Here is a 19677-nt window from a genome sequence, read left to right on the forward strand (position 1 = left end):
GTTTCATGTTATGATAATAATAAATAACTATAGAAGTGTTGGAAAAATGAATAGTTGCAGATTGAGCTGGGTTTGCGTAAAATGTTAAGAGGTATTATTAGTACCTGTTCTTAAATATTTAATTACTTAATAGTAAAAGGGGTGTTTGTTATGTTGAAAATCGAAGACATACAATCTTTAATTAAAACGTTAGATGCATCATCAATAAATGAATTTACATATGAAGCAGATGGTGCGAAAATTGAACTTAAAAAACAAGGAGCACAGCAAGCTGTTCCTGCTCCACAGGTAGTTGCTCCAAATCAATCTCCTACACACGAGCATGTATCGGCTCCGGTTGAGACGTACACTTCTTCAGCGGAACAAAAAGAAGATACAGCTAATACATCAAATGGTGATTACGAAATCACATCACCTATGGTTGGTACATTCTACAGCTCTTCATCACCAGATACGGAAGCATTTGTTTCTGTTGGCGATCAAGTAAGTGAGGATACTGTGGTGTGTATTGTAGAAGCAATGAAATTGTTTAATGAAATTGAAGCTGAAGTTTCCGGAGAAATTGTCGAGATTTTAGTTGAAAATGGCGAGCTTGTGGAATACGGTCAACCGTTATATCGAGTTAAGACGAAGTAAGGAGAGAGAACATGATTTCCAAAATTTTAGTAGCTAATCGTGGTGAAATTGCTGTTCGAATCATTCGTGCGTGTAAAGAGTTGGAGATCGAAACAGTAGCTATATATTCTGAAGCTGATCGTGATGCCTTACATGTTCAAATGGCTGATGAAGCATATTGTGTTGGACCGCGTTTTAGTAAAGATAGTTATTTAAATTTTACCAATATTATGAGCGTGGCGACTTCTACTGGAGTTGACGCAATACATCCAGGATATGGATTTTTATCAGAAAATGCTGATTTTGCAGAAATTTGTACCAAGTGTAATATTACTTTTGTTGGACCTAGCGCTTATGCGATTCAAAAAATGGGCACGAAAGATGTTGCCAGAGAGACCATGAAACAAGCAGGCGTACCAATTGTTCCAGGTTCGGAAGGAATTATCGAAAGTGAAGAAAAAGCGATGTCTATCGCAGAAGAAATTGGTTATCCTGTTATTATCAAAGCGACTGCTGGTGGTGGGGGTAAAGGAATCCGAATTGCTCGCACAGAAGAAGAGCTTTTGAAAGGTTTACGTGTCACCCAGCAAGAAGCAGAGCAAGCTTTTGGTAACCCGGGTGTATATGTAGAGAAATTCATTGAAGATTTCTCTCATGTGGAAATTCAGGTGTTAGCAGATAATCATGGTAATGTGATTCATTTGGGAGAAAGAGATTGTTCGATTCAACGCCGAATGCAGAAGTTGATTGAAGAAACACCATCCCCAGCTATTAACCCATCTATTCGTGAAGAAATGGGCGCTGCTGCGGTAAAAGCAGCAAAAGCTGTCAACTATTCTGGCGCAGGAACAATTGAATTTATCTTTGATAAAGCAGAAAATGCCTTTTATTTTATGGAAATGAATACTCGAATTCAAGTGGAGCATCCTGTTACAGAGATGGTCACGGGTGTAGATTTAATTAAAGAACAAATTAATGTGGCGAACAATGAAACACTTTCACTAGCTCAAGAAGACGTAACTTTTAAGGGTTGGGCAATAGAATGTCGTATAAATGCAGAAAACCCATGGAAGAATTTTATGCCTTCTCCTGGAAAAATTGATATGTACTTACCTCCTGGTGGTTTAGGTGTTCGTGTAGATTCTGCAGCATATTCTGGATATAGTATTCCGCCTTATTATGATTCGATGATTGCTAAATTAATCGTTCATGGATCAACGAGAAAAGAAGCCATTAATCGAATGAAAAGAGCGTTAAGTGAATTTATGGTAGAAGGAATTGCAACCACTATTCCATTTCATTATCAGATGATGGAGCATGAAGTATTTAATAGTGGAGATTTTAATACGAAATTTTTGGAGAAATATACTATAATAGAAGAAGAAAAAAATTAAATTTCCATGGTTAAAAAAACTCTAAAAGGAGTGAACCTTAATGAGTGATCACACAGTTCTCAATGTAAGTGAAGATGTAAATTTAGGAAAAGTTGAGATCGCACCTGTAGTTATTGAAGTAATTGCTGGTATTGCAACAAATGAAGTGGCTGGAGTATCATCTACTCGTGGTAATTTTGCATCTGGAGTGGTTGAACGATTTGGTAAAAAAGCACATGGAAAAGGAATTAAAGTTGAATTAGCAGACACTGGTGTTGCTATTGATGTGTTTGTTGTTTTAGATTATGGTGTTAGTATTCCTGCAATTGCAGAAAAAGTGCAAGAGAATATCAGGCAAGCTTTGAAAAACATGACAGCTTTGGAAATTCAAGAGATCAATGTACATGTTGTTGCCATGAAAATGGATGCAAAAGATGAGATAGATGAAGAAGTTTAGAGCTAGTTTGCTAAGACCTTGAAAGAGAACAACTCTCTTCCAAGGTCTTTTCGTCTTCATAGTCATTTACTTTTGGGAAGCAGCTATGGCTTTTTCTGTTTATATTCGTTATGATGGAGTTAAAACTATTTATAGTATATGTTGTTTACATATGAAACAAGGAGAATGAAGAGATGAATCGTAGGAATGCAAGAGAGAAGGCCTTTCAAATACTTTTCTCTATAGATAATGAAAGTTTTGAACCGAAAGAGGCTATAAATAACGTGTTAGATGAAGAAGAAGTTCAGTCTGATTTTTTAACGATGTTAATTTTGGGAGTTCACCAAAATAAAGCTGAAATAGATGAGAAAATAACAAAAAACCTAGAAAAATGGAGTTTAAGTCGAATAGCGACAGTAGAACGAACGTTGTTACGCATTGCTACTTTCGAGATGTTTTATGAATTAGAAACGCCTTATGGTGTAGCGATTAACGAAGCAGTGGAGTTAGCTAACGTTTACGGAGATGATAAGTCTGGGAAATTCATTAATGGCGTGTTATCAAAAATGATTCAATAGGGGGGCGCTCATATGGCGGCAGAGATCATTTATGGAAAGCAATTAGCTGAAGAATTTCGATTAGAAATGAAACATTTGGTTGATGAGTTAAAGTTAAAAGGAATTCATCCAAAACTAACTGTTATTCTAATTGGAAAAGATCCGGCCTCGCAATCATACGTGAAAGGAAAACAAAAAGCTTCTGATTTTTTAGGATTGGAATCAGAGGTGATTACATTACCTACTGAAACGTCCGAACAAGAATTACTTCAACGAATTGACGAGTTGAATAACGACAATAAAGTTGACGGTATCCTTGTTCAACTACCGTTACCTCGACATATTGACGAACAAAAAGTTATTGAGGCCATCACTCCTGAAAAAGATGTGGATGGCTTTCATCCGATGAACATTGGTAGAATGATGACAGGAAAAGCAACGTTTCTCCCATGTACGCCTTACGGTATTATTCACATGATAAAAGCTAAGAATATCTCGATTGATGGAAAGCACGCAGTCATTCTAGGTCGAAGTAATATTGTGGGAAAACCTGTTGGACAATTGTTGCTAAATGAAAACGCAACGGTTACGTATTGCCATTCTAGAACCAAAAATATAGAAGATTATATAAAAACAGCTGATATATTAATTGTTGCAGTTGGAAAACAAGCATTTGTCCATGGTGACCAAATTAAAGAAGGAGCAGTAGTGATTGATGTTGGTGTAAATCGTACGGACAGTGGATCATTAGTAGGGGATGTTGATTTTGACTCTGCAAAACAAAAGGCTGCTTACCTTACTCCTGTGCCCGGTGGAGTAGGGCCAATGACAATCACCATGCTGTTGCATAACACAATTAAAGCAGCAAAACAAAGACATGCTAAAAGGTAGATGGTACTAATGCACGATAACTATTTAACGGTTAGTGCGCTTACTAAATATATCAAACGAAAATTTGAATTAGACAATCACTTAACCGAAGTGTGGTTAAAAGGGGAAATATCAAATTTCAAACATCACAGTAGAGGTCATATGTATATGACCATGAAAGATGATCGGTCACGAATTAGTGCAGTGATGTTTGCTGGAAACAATCGTTCACTCAAGTTTCTCCCCGAAAATGGGATGCAAGTATTGATCAAAGGACAAGTGGGTGTTTATGAACCACAAGGGAATTATCAGTTGTACATTCAACAAATGGAACCAGATGGTATTGGAGCTCTTTATGTAGCCTTTGAGCAATTAAAAGAGAAATTAGATAATGAAGGATTATTTAGTGAATCTCTAAAAAAAGCTTTACCAACCTATCCGAAACATATTGGAGTAGTCACTTCTCCGACTGGGGCGGCTATTCGAGATATCTTAACTACGATACAACGTAGATATCCAATTGCAGATATAACGATTTTTCCTGCACTTGTGCAAGGCGAACAAGCTCCTGTGTCTGTCGCGTCAGCAATTCAGTTAGCCAACAAAAATGATCTTGCTTTAGATGTGTTAATTGTCGGTCGTGGTGGAGGCTCGATTGAAGAGTTGTGGGCATTTAATGATGAACGTGTTGCTCGAGCTGTTGCTAATTCAATCATTCCTGTTATTTCCGGGGTTGGCCATGAAACAGATGTAACAATTACGGATTTCGTTGCTGATGTACGTGCGGCTACCCCAACTGGTGCTGCTGAGGTAGCCGTTCCTTCTAAAGACGATGTACAACAACATTTAAACAATTTAAATCGTACGATGTCACGTGGCTTAGAGTACTTAATGAATCATTCCAAAAATCACTTGAATCGATTAAAGAAAAGCTATGCTTTTCGTTATCCAGCCCAATTGTTAAACCAAAAAGAGCAGGAATTGGACAAAAATATTGAGCGACTAACAAAATCTAGTCTATCGAGTCAAGAAAACTTATTAAAAACGTTCAGTCAACTCAATCAACGCTTGGAAAACCAACATCCTGAGAAACAAGTTCAGACTACTAAAAAAGAACTGGCTCAATTATTTAATCGACAAAGCCGAGCAATGAATCAACTATATACGGCGTATAATCAGAAGTTTATTCGTCAGTTAGATAAACTAGAAGTGTTAAGCCCACTTCATACAATGAAACGGGGTTATGCTATCACATACCGTGAAGACGGTTCACTAATTCAATCAACCAAACAGGTACAACCTGGAGATGCAATTACTGTTAAAGTGAAGGATGGATCACTGGATTGTCATGTGTGGGGTATAGAGGAGGAGAAAAAATGACGCAAGAAGAACTGTCTTTTGAAGAAGCAATGCAACAATTGGAAACAATTGTAGAAAAACTTGAAGAAGGAGACGTTCCATTAGAAAAAGCTATTCAGTATTATCAAGAAGGCATGAAGTATTCCAAAATTTGTAGTGACAAATTAGCTAATGTAGAAAAACAAATGACACAAATTATGAATGAGCAGGGAGAAACCAAGCCATTTATGATCCAGGAGGAGGAGTAGATGGCCCAATCACTCACTTCATTTTTTAAGGATAAAGAAGAACGAATAACAGAAAAATTAATTGACACGGTAGCTAAATTATCTATTCCTGAAACCTTAAAAGAATCAATGCTTTATTCCATTCAAGCTGGTGGAAAAAGACTTCGTCCACTTTTAATGATAGCAAGTTGTGAATCCTATCAAGGTAGAGATGAACATGTACTAAATGTAGCAATAGCACTAGAAATGATTCATACATATTCACTTATTCATGATGACCTGCCAGCAATGGACAATGATGATGTAAGAAGAGGAAAACCAACAAATCACCGTAAGTTTGATGAAGCAACAGCTATTTTAGCTGGAGATGCATTACTCACGTACAGTTTCGATGTTATTGCGTCTGATCTACACTTAACGGATCAACAAAAGGTTTATATCTTGAAGCGGTTAGCTGAGGCTAGTGGACCAAAAGGAATGGTAGCTGGTCAATCATTGGATATGCATGCAGAGGATGAGGAACTTTCTTTAGACCATTTGGAACGAATCCATCAGTTGAAAACGGGACAACTGCTTGAGTTTGCTGTCGAAATTGGCGCTTACATTGGTGGTGCTAATGATGAAGAGTTATATGCTCTCCGTGACTATGGTTATTATCTTGGTTTAATTTTTCAAGTTCAAGATGACATACTTGATGTAATCGGTGATCAAGAACTTATTGGCAAACCAATTGGTAGTGATGAAATCAACAAGAAAAGCACTTATCCAAAACTACTTGGACTCGAAGGTGCGATTGAAAAGAAAAAACACTATTTAGTGAAAGCCAAAGAAGCGCTGGTTAAAGCTAATCTTTCTACTTCCCTACTAGAATCATTTGTGACACACATTAGCGAAAGGGATGCATAGTTCACAAATTCAAAAAATGGAAGCAACCGATAATTGAAAAAAAATCACTTATATGTTATTATTAAAAATATAATAGGAATGGTGCAGTATTCTAGTCGGTTCTCCGTTTCTGAAGGCGGGCCTAAAAATCCGCCAAAGGGCACATCGATGAAGTTCCTTGTGCCGGCTTGAGGCGCCCAGCCTTGGGTTGGTGCTGGGAGTTAAGGTTGCAGGGCGATCCACAAAGGCATGTGGGCGATGACCCTGCTTCCGCGGAGGCCCATCTCTGTGGTAAGTCAATGCCAAAGCAATTACCATGGACTGGGGTATGAACCTACGTAATAGGAGAGAGGGAATCTTATTCGTAGCGTAGCCTGCCTTGAGTGGTGTCCGAGGGGATGACACTAGTGAATGCGAGATTTGGTGGCCACTGATCACTGCATTTTTAACTGTCTGAAATCGGCACTGCAAAAGAGGCTAGGGAGCGGTTAAGAGCTGCTGAGGAAATCTCCTAGACTGTTCCATCGGACGTTTAAAAGGGATTATAGTACGGACTAAGTGGCAATCCAGTCTAGCTATTGGTAACAAAGCTAAGATGCGTTTAAAGGGGAACCGCCAGAATGGCAACATTCGGTACGTATCTGGGAAAACCTACTGGACCTAAGCCGTAGTTTTTACCTTTTAAATGACCATTCCAACTACATAGTGAAATTACAATGAGGTATCTATAAATGGCGAAATCGGAATCGCAAATAAGAAAGTCGATAAAATTTAGTTTAAGTATTGCCGTTATCACATTTGTGTTAGCGGCTATTTTTTCTGTCATATCGTCCTCTATCTTAAGCGAAGTTATGTGGATCTTCGGGCTTATTATTGTATTAGCAATTGTTTTGATCGGAATTATCTTTGATATGCTTGGAATTGCTGCTACAGCTGCTGATGAAGTTCCTTTTCATGCAATGGCCGCAGAGAAAGTAAACGGTTCCAAAGAAGCGATTCAAATCGTTCGTAACGCAGATCGATTTGCTAGTTTCTGTAACGATGTGATCGGTGATATATCTGGTGTTATTAGTGGTACTGCCTCAGCAATTGTTGTATTACAATTAGCAAATGTTTTTGGGCAAGGGGAAGGTTCGACGCTTCAACTTACGATATCTGTTATTATGACTAGTTTTGTAGCCGCATTGACTGTTGGTGGCAAAGCACTTGGGAAATACTACGGGATCCATTCTTCGACAAAAATTATTTTTTTTGCAGGAAAAGTTATCTCGTTTATCGAAAATAGGTTAAGTATACGAATCTTAACTCCGAAAAAAAGTATCAAAAAAAGGAACTAATGTGATGGCAAATAAAGTGAGATTAGACAGTTTATTAGTAGAACGTGGATTGATTGAAACGAGGGAAAAAGCAAAACGAACCATTATGGCCGGTCTAGTCTTTTCAGATTCACAACGATTGGACAAACCTGGCATGAAAGTTACTTCAGATATTCCTCTAGAAGTGAAAGGAAAATTAATTCCTTATGTAGGTAGAGGCGGTCTGAAATTGGAAAAGGCGTTAACAGAATTTCAAATTGACATGAATAATAAAGTGATGGTAGATATTGGTTCTTCTACTGGAGGTTTTACAGACTGCGCTTTACAAAATGGTGCAAGCAGATGTTATGCTGTTGATGTAGGTTATAATCAATTAGATTGGAAGTTACGCAATGATCCACGTGTTGTCGTAATGGAAAGAACAAATTTTAGATATGCAACAAAAGACATGTTTTTATTTGAAACACCTAATTTTGCTAGCATCGATGTGTCGTTTATATCTTTAAAGCTAATTCTTCCTGTATTAAAAACTATTTTAGATCCTAATAGTGAAGTCGTTGCGCTAATTAAGCCGCAATTTGAAGCTGGCAAAGAACAAGTTGGAAAAAAAGGTATTGTACGAGATGCTCGTGTGCATCATCAAGTAGTAACAAATATTATTTCATTTGCAGCGAAAGAAAACTTTAAATTGAAAAATTTAACCTTTTCACCAATAACAGGTGGAGATGGAAATATTGAATTCTTAGCTCATTTTTCTTGGAATAATGAACAACACGAGGCATTTAATGCGCATGATTTAGAGGAACAAATCAACCAAGTAATTAAAAATGCACACCTAGCTCATAACTAGACAGAAGAAGTGAGGAGCTGTTTATCTCAAACAAAAACAGCTCATTTTTGTATGTGTAGAATGAAAAGGAGGTTTGACTATTGACTAAGGGACAACGTCACATAAAAATTCGTGAATTAATAACACAAAATGATATTGAAACCCAAGATGAATTGGTAGATACACTCCGTGAATTAGGTTACAATGTAACACAAGCTACAGTATCCCGTGATATTAAAGAGCTCCATTTAGTAAAAGTCCCTATGACGGATGGTCGTTATAAGTACAGCTTGCCTGCTGATCAGCGTTTTAATCCTCTTGAAAAGCTCAAGCGTTTGATGCGAGATGCATTTATCCGAGTGGAGGAAGCTGACAATTTCTTAGTATTAAAAACTTTGCCAGGTAATGCGAATGCGATTGGTGCTTTAATTGACAACCTTGATTGGGAAGAAATTCTTGGAACGATATGTGGTGATGATACAATACTTATTATTTGTAAAACTGCAGCTCATTCTGAAGAGATAAAAAATCGTTTTTTAGAGATGTTATAGTTAAGTAAATTCTAACAATAAAGTGAGGTAAACGTTCATGCTAACCGAGCTTTCCATAAAAGACTTTGCCATAATTGAAGAAACAACAATTACGTTTAAAGACGGCTTAACCGTATTAACTGGGGAAACTGGTGCAGGAAAATCAATAATAATTGATGCCATACAACTCCTCACTGGTGGAAGAGGTTCAGCGGAATTCGTTCGTCATGGTGCTAAAAAAGCAAGTTTAGAGGGCCTTTTTACGGTAGAAGACCGTTCACACGCAGTATATTCGGTAGGAGAAGCATTTGGCGTTGATATTGATGGGAATGGAATGATTGTATTATCTCGTACCATCAGTGCAAATGGAAAGAGTATTTGCCGTGTAAACGGTCACTTAGTAACTTTGGCTATATTAAAAGAGTTTGGAAAAGTATTAATTGATATTCATACGCAACACGAGACACAATCTTTAATGGATGTTGATCGACATATTGCGTTATTAGACTTATACAATTATAAAGAAATGGAAGAAGCCAAACAAGATTATTCCCCTCTTTTTGACAAATTCACTACGTTACAAAATCGCTATAAACAATTAAATGAAAATGAACAAGAAATGGCTCAAAGACTTGATTTATTAAAATTTCAATTAAACGAACTTCTAGAAGCTAATTTATCACCAGGCGAAGACGAGGCCCTAAGAGAAGAAAGAGAAAGACTTACGAATTATGAAAAAATATTCACTGGGGTAAATGAAGCTTACCAAGCGCTAAGTGGTGAACAACGTGCGATTGATTGGTTAGGGCTTGCGTTATCTGGTCTAGAAAAAGCAAGTGAGTACGAAGCAACGCTTGTGGAAAAGAAAGAACAGTTTCTTAGTCATTTTTATCTGATTGAAGAACTCTCCATCGATCTTCGCAACTTTATTGATTCTTTAGAATTTAATTCTAATCGATTAAATGAAGTAGAAAGTAGATTAAATGAGATTGATCGGCTCCAAAGGAAGTACGGCACTACTGTTGATGCCATGTTGGAATATGCTTCTACGATTGAAGATGAAATCGATGAATTAGAGGATAAGGATACATCGATTGAAAAGTTAGACCATGATTTAAAAGAAGTTGGAAAAGACTTATTAGTGGAGGCTAAGCACCTTCATGATTTGAGAATCCAAGCTGCTCACGATTTAAAACAAGTAATTCATGAAGAACTAAAGGATTTATATTTAGAAAAGGCTACGTTTGACGTTGATATCGCTATTAAAAAAGGTAAAGACGACACAATTCAACTGGATGGAATGCCAGTTCAACTAGGTGAAAGTGGATTTGATAAAGTTAGATTTTTAATTTCCACAAATCCTGGCGAACCAGTGAAAGATATGAATAAGGTTGCTTCTGGTGGTGAATTGTCACGCATTATGCTCGCAATAAAAAAAATATTTGCGCGACATCAAGGTGTTACGAGTGTAATTTTTGATGAAGTGGATACTGGTGTCAGCGGAAGAGTCGCCCAAGCTATTGCAGAAAAAATATTTACAATATCTGTTGGTTCACAAGTTCTTTGTATCACACATCTTCCGCAAGTAGCATCAATGGCAGATACTCATTTATTTATTGAAAAAGAAATTAAGGGCGAAAGAACCTTAACTTCAGTCAATGAATTAACAAGAGATGAACGAATTACAGAAATCGGAAGAATGGTTACAGGTACAGAATTAACAGCTACTTCTAGAGAACACGCACGTGAATTAATTGAACAAGCAGAGCAATTTAAACAATTAAATAAATAATAATAGTGCCAAAAGACGACGTATTTATGCGTTGTCTTTTATTTTTATCTAATACAAAATTTTTATGCAGATGTGGAAATCATCTCCGCTTTTTCTGTACTTTGCAGGGTTTAAAAACGACATTGTAAGGTGACATTAGAAATACAGAAAAAATAAAATGGGTTAAGGAACGAGGAGCGTGAAGCATGAAAAAAATAAATATACGAGCAGCCTTAGGGATATTACTCCTTGTTACTTTCCTTAGTATGCCATTTATAAAACCGATCCAAACGTATTTAGCAATCCCCGGACATATCACGGTATTTAACAATGATCAGGAGACCATTAACCTCCCAGAAGTGAAACACGCAACAACCGCTGTGGCACAATCAGATCGAGTGATAGAAGCGATGGACACGTCTAAATTCAAAACGCTAGATCAAGGAAAAAGTAATATTGTTTATCAAGTTGCTAATATTCCAGTAAAAAAAGTAAATGTGGATGTACTGAAGGATTACAAAGTGATACCAGGAGGGCAATCAGTTGGTGTTAATTTACAAACATTAGGAGTATTAGTTGTTGGGCACCATTTAATTTCGACAGAGGAAGGAGAAAAGTCACCTGGCGAAAATGCAGATATTCAAGTGGGTGACATTATAACCAAAGTAAATGATAAACAAATAAAAAACATGGAAGAAATAACACCGCTCGTAAATAAAGCAGGCGAGAGCAACAAACCGCTACAATTTACGATAAAACGAGATGAAAAAACATTAGAGAAAGAGTTAACGCCTGCTTTAGATAAAGATGAAGATGCTTATCGAATTGGGTTGTATATTCGTGATTCGGCAGCTGGGATTGGGACAATGACATTTTATGATCCAAAAACTAAAAAATATGGGGCATTAGGACATGTGATTTCGGATATGGATACCAAAAAACCAATCCAGATTAACGAAGGATCTATTGTTAAGTCCTCGATTAAAGATATAAAGAAAGGTAATAACGGATTACCTGGAGAAAAGCAAGCAACGTTTTCAGCAGATAAAGAGCCGCTTGGTACAATAACGAAGAATACGCCATTCGGTGTATTTGGAGAAATTAACAAAAAATTGCAAGATAGTAAGTGGAATAAGCCGATGCCAATTGCTTTATCAGATCAAGTCGAATTAGGTAAAGCGCAGTTATTAACTGTAGTGGAGGAAGAAAAGGTGGAAGCTTTTGATATAGAAATAGTGAATAGTGTAGTGCAAAAAAATCCGGCTACAAAAGGGATGATTATTAAAGTAACCGATGAAGAATTATTAGAAAAAACCGGCGGAATTGTTCAAGGAATGAGCGGTAGCCCTATCATTCAGAATGGAAAATTGATTGGGGCGGTTACCCACGTTTTTGTCAATGATCCAACTAGTGGTTATGGTGTTCATATCGAATGGATGTTGCAAGAATCTGGGATCGATATTTATGACGAACAAAAACAAGCGAGCTAATAAAGACAAAAAATTGAATTAAATATTGGATGGCGAACTATATTGATACCTAATCAGTATAGTTCGTTTTGTTAAGAATGTAACTTGGTGTTATCACAAGTCATTTGACCATAAATTTTGTACTAAAAGCGAAAAAACAATCATATAATGTAAAATGCAAAAGAAAAATATACGAATTCGTTATCTAGTTGGAAATTTCATGCTATACTTAGGACATAAGTAATTGGTATTTTAAAGGAATATGTAACATTGTCGTAATTAATCGAAATAATGCAAAAAACGGAGAAAAAGATAGCTTTTTAAAGAAATATATTTTTTTTGAGGAAATTGAAGGTTTTTTAGAACTTGCGTCGAAATTGAATATATGCATAGAAAGGCAATGAGGAGGAGGAGCACAATGGTAGAAAAAATTAAAGTGTGTCTAGTGGATGATAATCGAGAGTTAGTGGAATTAATGGAGGATTATTTCGAAACCGAATCTGATATTGAAGTGGTAGGTACTGCTTATAACGGAAAAGAAAGCCTTGAAATTATCGAGGAAAAAGAACCGGATGTGATCATTTTAGATATCATAATGCCTCATATGGATGGTTTAGCAGTTCTTGGTAAGATCAAACAAATGGAATTAAAGAAAAAACCTAACGTGATTATGCTCACTGCTTTTGGTCAAGAAGAAGTTACCAAAAATGCAGTTAATTTAGGAGCTTCCTATTTTATCCTAAAACCCTTTGACTTAGATAATTTGGCAGATCAAATTCGTCAAGTGTATGGCATGCCAGTTTCAGACTCAAGACCATTAAAACAAAAATCTGCAAAAGAAAATGAAAAATTTGATTTAGAAACAAGCATTACACATATTATTCATGAAATCGGCGTACCAGCGCATATTAAAGGTTATATGTATTTAAGAGAAGCCATCACAATGGTATACAATGACATTGAGTTGTTAGGCTCCATCACCAAAGTGTTATACCCAGACATCGCGAAGAAATTCAATACCACTGCATCTCGAGTTGAGCGAGCAATACGACATGCCATTGAAGTAGCTTGGAGTAGAGGAAATATAGAATCTATTTCGTCCTTATTCGGTTATACTGTAAATGTTTCAAAAGCAAAACCTACCAATAGTGAGTTTATTGCAATGGTAGCAGACCGACTTCGTTTAGAACATAAGGCATCTTAAAAACAACATCTAAATTTTAAAAATACTTATTTTTCTAATTAGTTATAGATAATAAATCTAAGTATGTTTTCCAAAAGTTCTCTGCTTAACGTTACAGTTAAAAAGAGAACTTTTTTTGATGATTATGTGAATAGAACCTTTCTTTTGAGAGAAATTAAACAAAAAAGGAGGTTGTATGTTGAAAAAAATATTACTAATAGTTATGTTATTTAGCTTTCTGTTACCTGTATCAGCGTTAGCAAAAGAAACCTATACGGTTCAACCAGGTGATACCATGTGGAAAATTGCTGTTCGTTATCAAATCGGTGTGACTGAGATCATTGAAGCAAACCCCCAAATAAAGAATCCGAATTTGATTTATCCAAATCAACAATTAAACATTCCAACTATTGATTCGATTAAACATACCGAACATTTAGTTATTCAATTAACAAACCAAGAACGGGCGAAGTATGGACTTCCAGCTTTGAAACCCGATTGGGAACTTTCTCGCGTGGCACGCTATAAGTCACAAGATATGAGAGATAAAGGATATTTTTCCCACACAAGTCCAACTTATGGTTCTCCATTTGATATGATGAAAGCCTTTGGAGTCTCTTATCAACGAGCGGGTGAGAATATCGCAAGAGGACAACAGACACCACAAGACGTTGTGCGAGCTTGGATGAATAGTTCGGGACATCGAAAAAATATCCTTGGTGACTTTACTCATATCGGTGTAGGTTATGTAGAGAATGGGAAATATTGGACACAAATGTTTATTAAACGCTAACATGTGAAAAAGACTGGGACAAAACAACAATTAATTTTTTATAACAAAATGAATACTGCCGTGGAAATAAGCTACCTTTCCGCAGGCACGGCTTCAGCTAACTCATTAAAGCACAAAACACTTTAAAAAGTGGATGCTCAAGCTCACGGGAGTGCGATTACTCGCCCTATCGAAAACATTTTCTGTTCCTGCAGGAGTGGCGCATAATTCCACAGCTAATCATTAATTCTACTTAAATTAACGAACCTTCATTCGCGTCTGCAGAGTGAAGGTTCGTTTTTTGATAAATGCTATATAGTTTTGTCACAAGCACTTTTTTGGTTCTTTTTACAAAGTTTCTAGTTAACCTAATTAAAATAATCTGAACCTTACTGTAACAATTTCTCTAAAAGTATGATAATATTTTTACAAAAGAGAAAATATAATTGGAGAGGTTTTTAATGAAAGTAGCTAAATTTGGAGGAAGTTCAGTCGCGAGTGCTGAACAAATTAAAAAAGTAGCATCCATCATTCAAGATGATTCAGACAGAAAAGTTGTGGTTGTTTCAGCACCTGGAAAACGTACAGCAGAAGATACAAAAGTTACAGATTTATTGATACAGTTGGGAGAGGATTTAATAAATGGCGAAGCTTACCAGCCAGCATTGGATCTAGTTCTAAATAGATTTCAATTAATTACAGATGACCTTAATATAACGAATCAAGTGGTGCAAGAAATTAAATCAGATGTAGCATCCATTATTTCAAGTAATTATTCCGATCAAATGAAACTAGAAGCAATTAAATCAATTGGCGAAGACTCATCTGCAAAAGTGGTAAGTGAATACTTAAAACATATAGGGCTGAATGCAGCATATTTAAATCCAAAAGATGCAGGTATCATTGTTAGTAATGAACCTGGAAGCGCACAATTTTTAGACGAAAGTCTTGATTTACTATATGAATTACATAAGCGCGAAGAAATTGTTGTTATACCTGGTTTCTTTGGTTTTACTAAAGAAGGTAAATTAGTAACTTTCTCACGAGGTGGGTCAGATATTACTGGTTCGATAGTAGCCGCTGGTGTCAAGGCAGACTTATATGAAAATTTCACGGATGTGGATTCAGTATATTGTGTGAATCCTTCTATTGTAGAGAATCCAAAAGAGATTACTTCACTTACGTACAAAGAAATGCGAGAGTTGTCTTATGCAGGTTTTTCGGTTTTTCACGATGAAGCATTAATTCCTGCAGTAAAGGCAAAAATCCCTGTTAGCATAAAAAATACGAATAATCCAGGTGCGATGGGAACAATTATTGTTTCTGAAAAAGAAGTTAGAGGTAATCCCGTTGTTGGGATTGCTTCTGCTAAAGGATTTTTAAGTTTATATGTTAGCAAATATTTAATGAATAGAGAATTAGGTTTTGGTAGGCGATTGCTTCACATTTTAGAAGATGAAGGGATATCATTTGAACATACGCCTTCTGGTATTGACGATATGTCAGTAATCATGAATGAAAATCAGCTGCCAATTGAAAAAGAAGCAAAAATAATCGAGCGGATTAAAAATGAACTTCACCCTGATCTTGTTTATACTGAGCGTAACTTAGCTTTAATTATGATTGTTGGTGAAGATATGGACAGTACGATTGGCGTAGCAGCCAAAGCGACGGAGGCATTTTCTCGAGTTAATGTTAATCTTGAAATGATCAACCAAGGATCATCGGAAGTTTCATTAATGTTTGGTGTGAAAGAAGAAGGTGTAGATGTAGCTGTTCGTTCTCTCTATGAAGCTTTTTTTACTGAAGCTTAGTTAACACTCATTAATAACTGTAAATTATATAAGAACCTGCGTGATTCATTTATGTTATGCAGGTTCTTTGTTATTAACTTGTTTGTTTCATTGATGTATACCTTGCCAAAAAAAGAAGAAACGTCTATGATGGAAGTAGGTAAATTATCAATAACAAAAGTGAAAATGTATAGCAAATATAATTTCGAATATTCTACAACGCTAATTTTTTTCAAGTTTCTTAAGGAGGAATTTTTTTATGACCAAAAATTATGACCTAGTCATATTAGGAGGTGGTACAGGTGGATACGTTGCTGCCATCCGCGCCACTCAATTAGGCTTAAAAACTGCCATTGTTGAGAAAGATAAATTAGGTGGCACTTGCCTTCACCGTGGTTGTATACCATCAAAAGCATTATTAAAGAGTGCATCCGTTTATCAACAGGCTTTACGTGCAGATTCTTATGGTATTACAGTAAAGGATACGAGTGTTAATTTCAGTAAAGTTCAAGATAGAAAACAATCAATTGTTGATCAATTGCATCAAGGCGTCGTCGGTTTAATGAAAAAAGGCAAGATTGATGTGTATGAAGGTATTGGAAGATTGTTGGGACCGTCAATATTTTCTCCTACAGCAGGAACGATTTCTGTTGAAATGAATGATGGTTCAGACAACGAAATGCTTGTCAGTAAAAATGTTATTATTGCCACTGGCTCTACCGTAAGGACGTTACCTAACATTGAAATAGATGGAGAATACATTCTATCTTCTGATGACGCCTTGGAGTTACCATCATTACCAGAATCCATGATTATTGTTGGCGGTGGGGTAATTGGTGTCGAATGGGCATCTATGCTAGCTGATTTTGGTGTGCAAATTACAATCATCGAATCTGCTGAACAAATTTTACCTGCTGAAGATCAAGCAATTGTTAAAGAGATGCAAAAGCAATTAAAGAAAAAAGGAGTTAGCATCTATACGAATGCAAGTATGCATGAACAAGTAAATAAAGATAATGGCATGGTACAGATTCAAGTTTCTGAAAAAGAGCAAGTTATTGATTTAACAGCAGATAAACTGTTATTGGCGGTTGGTCGACAAGCTATTACCAAAAATATCGGTCTTGAGAATACTGACATTCAGTTAAATGAGGCTGGTTTTATTCAAGTGAATGAGCATTATCAAACAAAAGAATCACATATCTATGCCATAGGCGATTGCATCGGGGGCATGCAATTAGCCCATGTTGCTTCACATGAAGGAAAACATGCGGTAGAGCATATTGCTGGTGAACAGCCTTTTGCTATCAAACAACAAGATATTCCAGTATGTATCTATTCTAACCCAGAAATTGCGCATGTTGGTTTAACAGAGAAAGAAGCCCTAAATCGAGGATATGATATTGAAAAAGGATCGATTCGTTTCCAAGCTATCGGAAAAGCATTAATTAATGGTACACCTGATGGCTTTGTCAAAATTATTTCGGATAAAGCAACAAATGATGTATTAGGGATTCATATTATTGGTGCCAATGCAACCGAGTTAATTTCAGAAGCGGGTTTAGCAAAAGTATTGGATGCTGTGCCTTGGGAAATTGGTCAAACGATTCATCCCCATCCATCAATGTCAGAAGCGATAGCTGAAGCCGCATTAGATATTGATCATATGAAAATACACGGTTAAAAGGAGGAAAATTCATGAGTTTAAGTAAACATCAGCAACTTGGCTTGTCTGATCAAAACATATTAGAAATGTACCGAACCATGTTATTAGCGCGCAGAATTGATGAGCGCATGTGGCTATTAAATCGATCTGGAAAGATACCTTTCGTTGTTTCTTGTCAAGGGCAAGAGGCTCAACAAGTGGGAGCTAGTTATGCATTAGATCGTACGAAAGATTATGCTGCACCATACTACCGAGACGTTGGTGTGGTTTTATCTTTAGGTATGACAGCAAGAGAGTTAATGCTTCAAGCATATGCAAAAGCGGAAGACCCTAACTCAGGTGGTAGACAAATGCCCGGGCACTATGGTCAAAAGAAAAATAGAATGTTAACTGGTTCATCACCAGTAACCACACAAGTACCACATGCGGTAGGTGTAGGATTAGCTGCCAAAATGGAAAAGAAGGATATTGTGAGTTTTGTTACATTAGGGGAAGGTTCTTCTAATCAGGGGGATTTCCATGAAGGAGCTAACTTTGCTGCAGTCCATAAACTGCCTGTTATTTTTATGGTAGAAAATAACCAATATGCCATCTCAGTTCCGCTAAACAAACAAGTGGCTTGCGAAAAAATATCTGATCGAGCGATTGGGTATGGTATGCCCGGCGTAACGGTTGATGGAAATGATCCGCTTGCTGTCTATGAAGCAGTGAAACAAGCTGTAGATCGTGCAAGGACAGGCGAAGGTCCAACTTTAATCGAGGCTGTGTCTTATCGTCTAACCCCACACTCAAGTGATGATGATGATCGCAGCTATCGAGAACGAGAAGAAGTAGAACAAGCGAAGCAAAAAGACGGATTACTAACGTTTAAATCTTATGTACAAGATCAAGAGATTGCTACAAATAGTGAGTTAGAACAAATGGAACAAGAGATAAGAGAAATCATTGATGAGGCGACAGCGTATGCAGAAAATGCGCCTTATGCTAAACCAGAGTCAATCTATGATTTTGTTTATGGTAATGAAGGGAGTACGAGATAATGCCAGTTTTATCTTATATCCAAGCGATAACAAAAGCACTGCAAGAAGAAATGGAGCGAGATGAGAAGGTATTTGTTTTAGGAGAAGATGTTGGTGTAAGAGGGGGCGTGTTTCGAGCAACAGATGGTCTCTATGAACAATTTGGTGAAACACGAGTGATTGATACACCATTAGCTGAGTCTGCAATTGCTGGTGTTGGCATTGGGGCTGCAATGTACGGTATGCGCCCAGTAGCAGAAATGCAATTTGCTGATTTTATTTTACCTGCTGTTAATCAGATTATTTCAGAAGCAGCAAAAATTCGCTATCGATCAAACAATGATTGGACCGCTCCTATTACCATCCGAGCACCATATGGTGGTGGCGTTCATGGTGCACTTTACCATTCACAATCGATTGAAGCGATCTTTGCTAATCAACCCGGTTTGAAAATTGTGATGCCGTCCTCCCCATATGATGCAAAAGGACTGTTAAAAGCAGCGATTCGTGATGAGGATCCTGTGTTATTTTTAGAACATAAACGTGCGTATCGTTCAATCAAAGAAGAAGTCCCGGATACAGACTACACGTTACCGATTGGAAAAGCAGAGGTGAAACGTGACGGTGCTGATATTACGGTGATTACGTATGGCTTATGTGTACAGTTTGCATTGCAAGCTGCTGAAAAATTGGAGAAAGAAGACATTGATGTCCATATTCTAGATTTGCGTACCGTGTATCCACTAGATCAAGAAGCAATTAAAGAAGCAGCATCTAAAACAGGGAAAGTGTTGTTGATTACCGAAGATAATAAAGAAGGAAGTATCATTGGCGAAGTCGCAGCAATTATTAGTGAGCACTGTTTGTTTGATCTTGATGCACCAATCAAGCGTTTAGCTGGCCCTGATGTTCCAGCTATGCCTTATGCACCTCCGTTAGAAAAAGAATTTATGATTAATCCAGATAAAATTGAAGCTGCTATGCGCGAATTGGCTGAATTTTAATAG

The 19677-nt window shown here is 36.9% G+C and carries 19 protein-coding genes; all 19 read left to right on the forward strand.

Annotation, left to right across the window (positions count from 1 at the left end; translation table 11 throughout):
* Positions 1–150 precede the first annotated feature (150 nt).
* The 19 genes from accB to DES48_RS00930 all read left to right on the forward strand — a co-directional run bounded on the left by accB (position 151) and on the right by DES48_RS00930 (position 19674).
* Positions 151–636, forward strand: coding sequence for an acetyl-CoA carboxylase biotin carboxyl carrier protein (gene accB, locus DES48_RS00840; RefSeq protein WP_079708536.1), 486 nt, complete (start codon positions 151–153; stop codon positions 634–636).
* An 11-nt stretch (positions 637–647) separates the two neighbouring features.
* Positions 648–2009, forward strand: a complete 1362-nt coding sequence (accC, locus tag DES48_RS00845) for an acetyl-CoA carboxylase biotin carboxylase subunit (protein ID WP_113866071.1) — start codon at positions 648–650, stop codon at positions 2007–2009.
* 40 nt (positions 2010–2049) lie between these two features.
* Entirely contained in the window at positions 2050–2445 is a 396-nt protein-coding gene (locus DES48_RS00850; RefSeq protein WP_113866073.1) for an Asp23/Gls24 family envelope stress response protein, read from the forward strand.
* Positions 2446–2618: 173 nt separating this feature from the next.
* Entirely contained in the window at positions 2619–3002 is a 384-nt protein-coding gene (gene nusB, locus DES48_RS00855) for a transcription antitermination factor NusB (protein ID WP_079708539.1), read from the forward strand.
* Positions 3003–3014: 12 nt separating this feature from the next.
* Positions 3015–3872, forward strand: coding sequence for a bifunctional methylenetetrahydrofolate dehydrogenase/methenyltetrahydrofolate cyclohydrolase FolD (gene folD, locus DES48_RS00860; protein WP_113866076.1), 858 nt, complete (start codon positions 3015–3017; stop codon positions 3870–3872).
* A 9-nt stretch (positions 3873–3881) separates the two neighbouring features.
* Positions 3882–5231, forward strand: a complete 1350-nt coding sequence (xseA, locus tag DES48_RS00865; protein ID WP_113866078.1) for an exodeoxyribonuclease VII large subunit — start codon at positions 3882–3884, stop codon at positions 5229–5231.
* Entirely contained in the window at positions 5228–5458 is a 231-nt protein-coding gene (locus tag DES48_RS00870) for an exodeoxyribonuclease VII small subunit (protein ID WP_113866080.1), read from the forward strand. Before xseA ends, DES48_RS00870 begins: the two co-directional genes overlap by 4 nt.
* Positions 5459–6343, forward strand: a complete 885-nt coding sequence (locus DES48_RS00875; RefSeq protein ID WP_079708543.1) for a polyprenyl synthetase family protein — start codon at positions 5459–5461, stop codon at positions 6341–6343.
* Positions 6344–7053: 710 nt separating this feature from the next.
* Positions 7054–7659, forward strand: a complete 606-nt coding sequence (locus DES48_RS00880; RefSeq protein WP_079708544.1) for a hypothetical protein — start codon at positions 7054–7056, stop codon at positions 7657–7659.
* 1 nt (position 7660) lies between these two features.
* On the forward strand, positions 7661–8488 hold the full coding sequence (locus tag DES48_RS00885; protein WP_113866082.1) for a TlyA family RNA methyltransferase: 828 nt from the start codon (positions 7661–7663) through the stop codon (positions 8486–8488).
* 80 nt (positions 8489–8568) lie between these two features.
* Positions 8569–9018 carry a transcriptional regulator AhrC/ArgR gene (ahrC, locus tag DES48_RS00890; protein WP_079708546.1) on the forward strand — a complete coding sequence of 150 codons (450 nt, stop codon included), beginning with the start codon at positions 8569–8571 and terminating at the stop codon, positions 9016–9018.
* Between the two features lie 37 nt (positions 9019–9055).
* Positions 9056–10789, forward strand: coding sequence for a DNA repair protein RecN (gene recN, locus DES48_RS00895; protein ID WP_113866084.1), 1734 nt, complete (start codon positions 9056–9058; stop codon positions 10787–10789).
* Positions 10790–10974: 185 nt separating this feature from the next.
* Positions 10975–12258, forward strand: coding sequence for a SpoIVB peptidase (gene spoIVB / locus DES48_RS00900; protein WP_113866086.1), 1284 nt, complete (start codon positions 10975–10977; stop codon positions 12256–12258).
* Between the two features lie 397 nt (positions 12259–12655).
* Positions 12656–13441: a sporulation transcription factor Spo0A gene (spo0A, locus tag DES48_RS00905; RefSeq protein WP_113866088.1), complete on the forward strand. Its 786-nt coding sequence runs from the start codon at positions 12656–12658 to the stop codon at positions 13439–13441.
* Between the two features lie 178 nt (positions 13442–13619).
* The gene (gene safA / locus DES48_RS00910) at positions 13620–14213 is read left to right on the forward strand and encodes a SafA/ExsA family spore coat assembly protein (RefSeq protein ID WP_245911251.1); all 594 of its coding nucleotides are present in this window, start codon (positions 13620–13622) and stop codon (positions 14211–14213) included.
* 440 nt (positions 14214–14653) lie between these two features.
* A complete protein-coding gene (locus DES48_RS00915; protein ID WP_079708551.1) occupies positions 14654–16006 on the forward strand; it encodes an aspartate kinase in 1353 nt (450 codons plus the stop codon).
* Positions 16007–16244: 238 nt separating this feature from the next.
* Positions 16245–17669 carry a dihydrolipoyl dehydrogenase gene (gene lpdA, locus DES48_RS00920; RefSeq protein WP_113866090.1) on the forward strand — a complete coding sequence of 475 codons (1425 nt, stop codon included), beginning with the start codon at positions 16245–16247 and terminating at the stop codon, positions 17667–17669.
* A 14-nt stretch (positions 17670–17683) separates the two neighbouring features.
* The gene (locus DES48_RS00925; protein WP_113866092.1) at positions 17684–18691 is read left to right on the forward strand and encodes a thiamine pyrophosphate-dependent dehydrogenase E1 component subunit alpha; all 1008 of its coding nucleotides are present in this window, start codon (positions 17684–17686) and stop codon (positions 18689–18691) included.
* Entirely contained in the window at positions 18691–19674 is a 984-nt protein-coding gene (locus tag DES48_RS00930) for an alpha-ketoacid dehydrogenase subunit beta (RefSeq protein WP_113866094.1), read from the forward strand. Before DES48_RS00925 ends, DES48_RS00930 begins: the two co-directional genes overlap by 1 nt.
* Positions 19675–19677: the final 3 nt, after the last annotated feature.

The sequence above is a fragment of the Paraliobacillus ryukyuensis genome, from assembly GCF_003315295.1.
Lineage (GTDB): Bacteria > Bacillota > Bacilli > Bacillales > Amphibacillaceae > Paraliobacillus > Paraliobacillus ryukyuensis.

What these genes read in the sequence shown, in the direction of transcription:
- DES48_RS00850 (WP_113866073.1), top strand. Translation starts at nt 2,050, where the DNA reads ATGAGTGATCACACAGTTCTCAATGTAAGTGAAGATGTAAATTTAGGA.
- accC (WP_113866071.1), top strand. Translation starts at nt 648, where the DNA reads ATGATTTCCAAAATTTTAGTAGCTAATCGTGGTGAAATTGCTGTTCGA.
- DES48_RS00915 (WP_079708551.1), top strand. Translation starts at nt 14,654, where the DNA reads ATGAAAGTAGCTAAATTTGGAGGAAGTTCAGTCGCGAGTGCTGAACAA.
- folD (WP_113866076.1), top strand. Translation starts at nt 3,015, where the DNA reads ATGGCGGCAGAGATCATTTATGGAAAGCAATTAGCTGAAGAATTTCGA.
- spoIVB (WP_113866086.1), top strand. Translation starts at nt 10,975, where the DNA reads ATGAAAAAAATAAATATACGAGCAGCCTTAGGGATATTACTCCTTGTT.
- DES48_RS00875 (WP_079708543.1), top strand. Translation starts at nt 5,459, where the DNA reads ATGGCCCAATCACTCACTTCATTTTTTAAGGATAAAGAAGAACGAATA.
- DES48_RS00880 (WP_079708544.1), top strand. Translation starts at nt 7,054, where the DNA reads ATGGCGAAATCGGAATCGCAAATAAGAAAGTCGATAAAATTTAGTTTA.
- DES48_RS00925 (WP_113866092.1), top strand. Translation starts at nt 17,684, where the DNA reads ATGAGTTTAAGTAAACATCAGCAACTTGGCTTGTCTGATCAAAACATA.
- DES48_RS00930 (WP_113866094.1), top strand. Translation starts at nt 18,691, where the DNA reads ATGCCAGTTTTATCTTATATCCAAGCGATAACAAAAGCACTGCAAGAA.
- xseA (WP_113866078.1), top strand. Translation starts at nt 3,882, where the DNA reads ATGCACGATAACTATTTAACGGTTAGTGCGCTTACTAAATATATCAAA.
- accB (WP_079708536.1), top strand. Translation starts at nt 151, where the DNA reads ATGTTGAAAATCGAAGACATACAATCTTTAATTAAAACGTTAGATGCA.
- nusB (WP_079708539.1), top strand. Translation starts at nt 2,619, where the DNA reads ATGAATCGTAGGAATGCAAGAGAGAAGGCCTTTCAAATACTTTTCTCT.
- DES48_RS00870 (WP_113866080.1), top strand. Translation starts at nt 5,228, where the DNA reads ATGACGCAAGAAGAACTGTCTTTTGAAGAAGCAATGCAACAATTGGAA.
- spo0A (WP_113866088.1), top strand. Translation starts at nt 12,656, where the DNA reads ATGGTAGAAAAAATTAAAGTGTGTCTAGTGGATGATAATCGAGAGTTA.
- recN (WP_113866084.1), top strand. Translation starts at nt 9,056, where the DNA reads ATGCTAACCGAGCTTTCCATAAAAGACTTTGCCATAATTGAAGAAACA.
- lpdA (WP_113866090.1), top strand. Translation starts at nt 16,245, where the DNA reads ATGACCAAAAATTATGACCTAGTCATATTAGGAGGTGGTACAGGTGGA.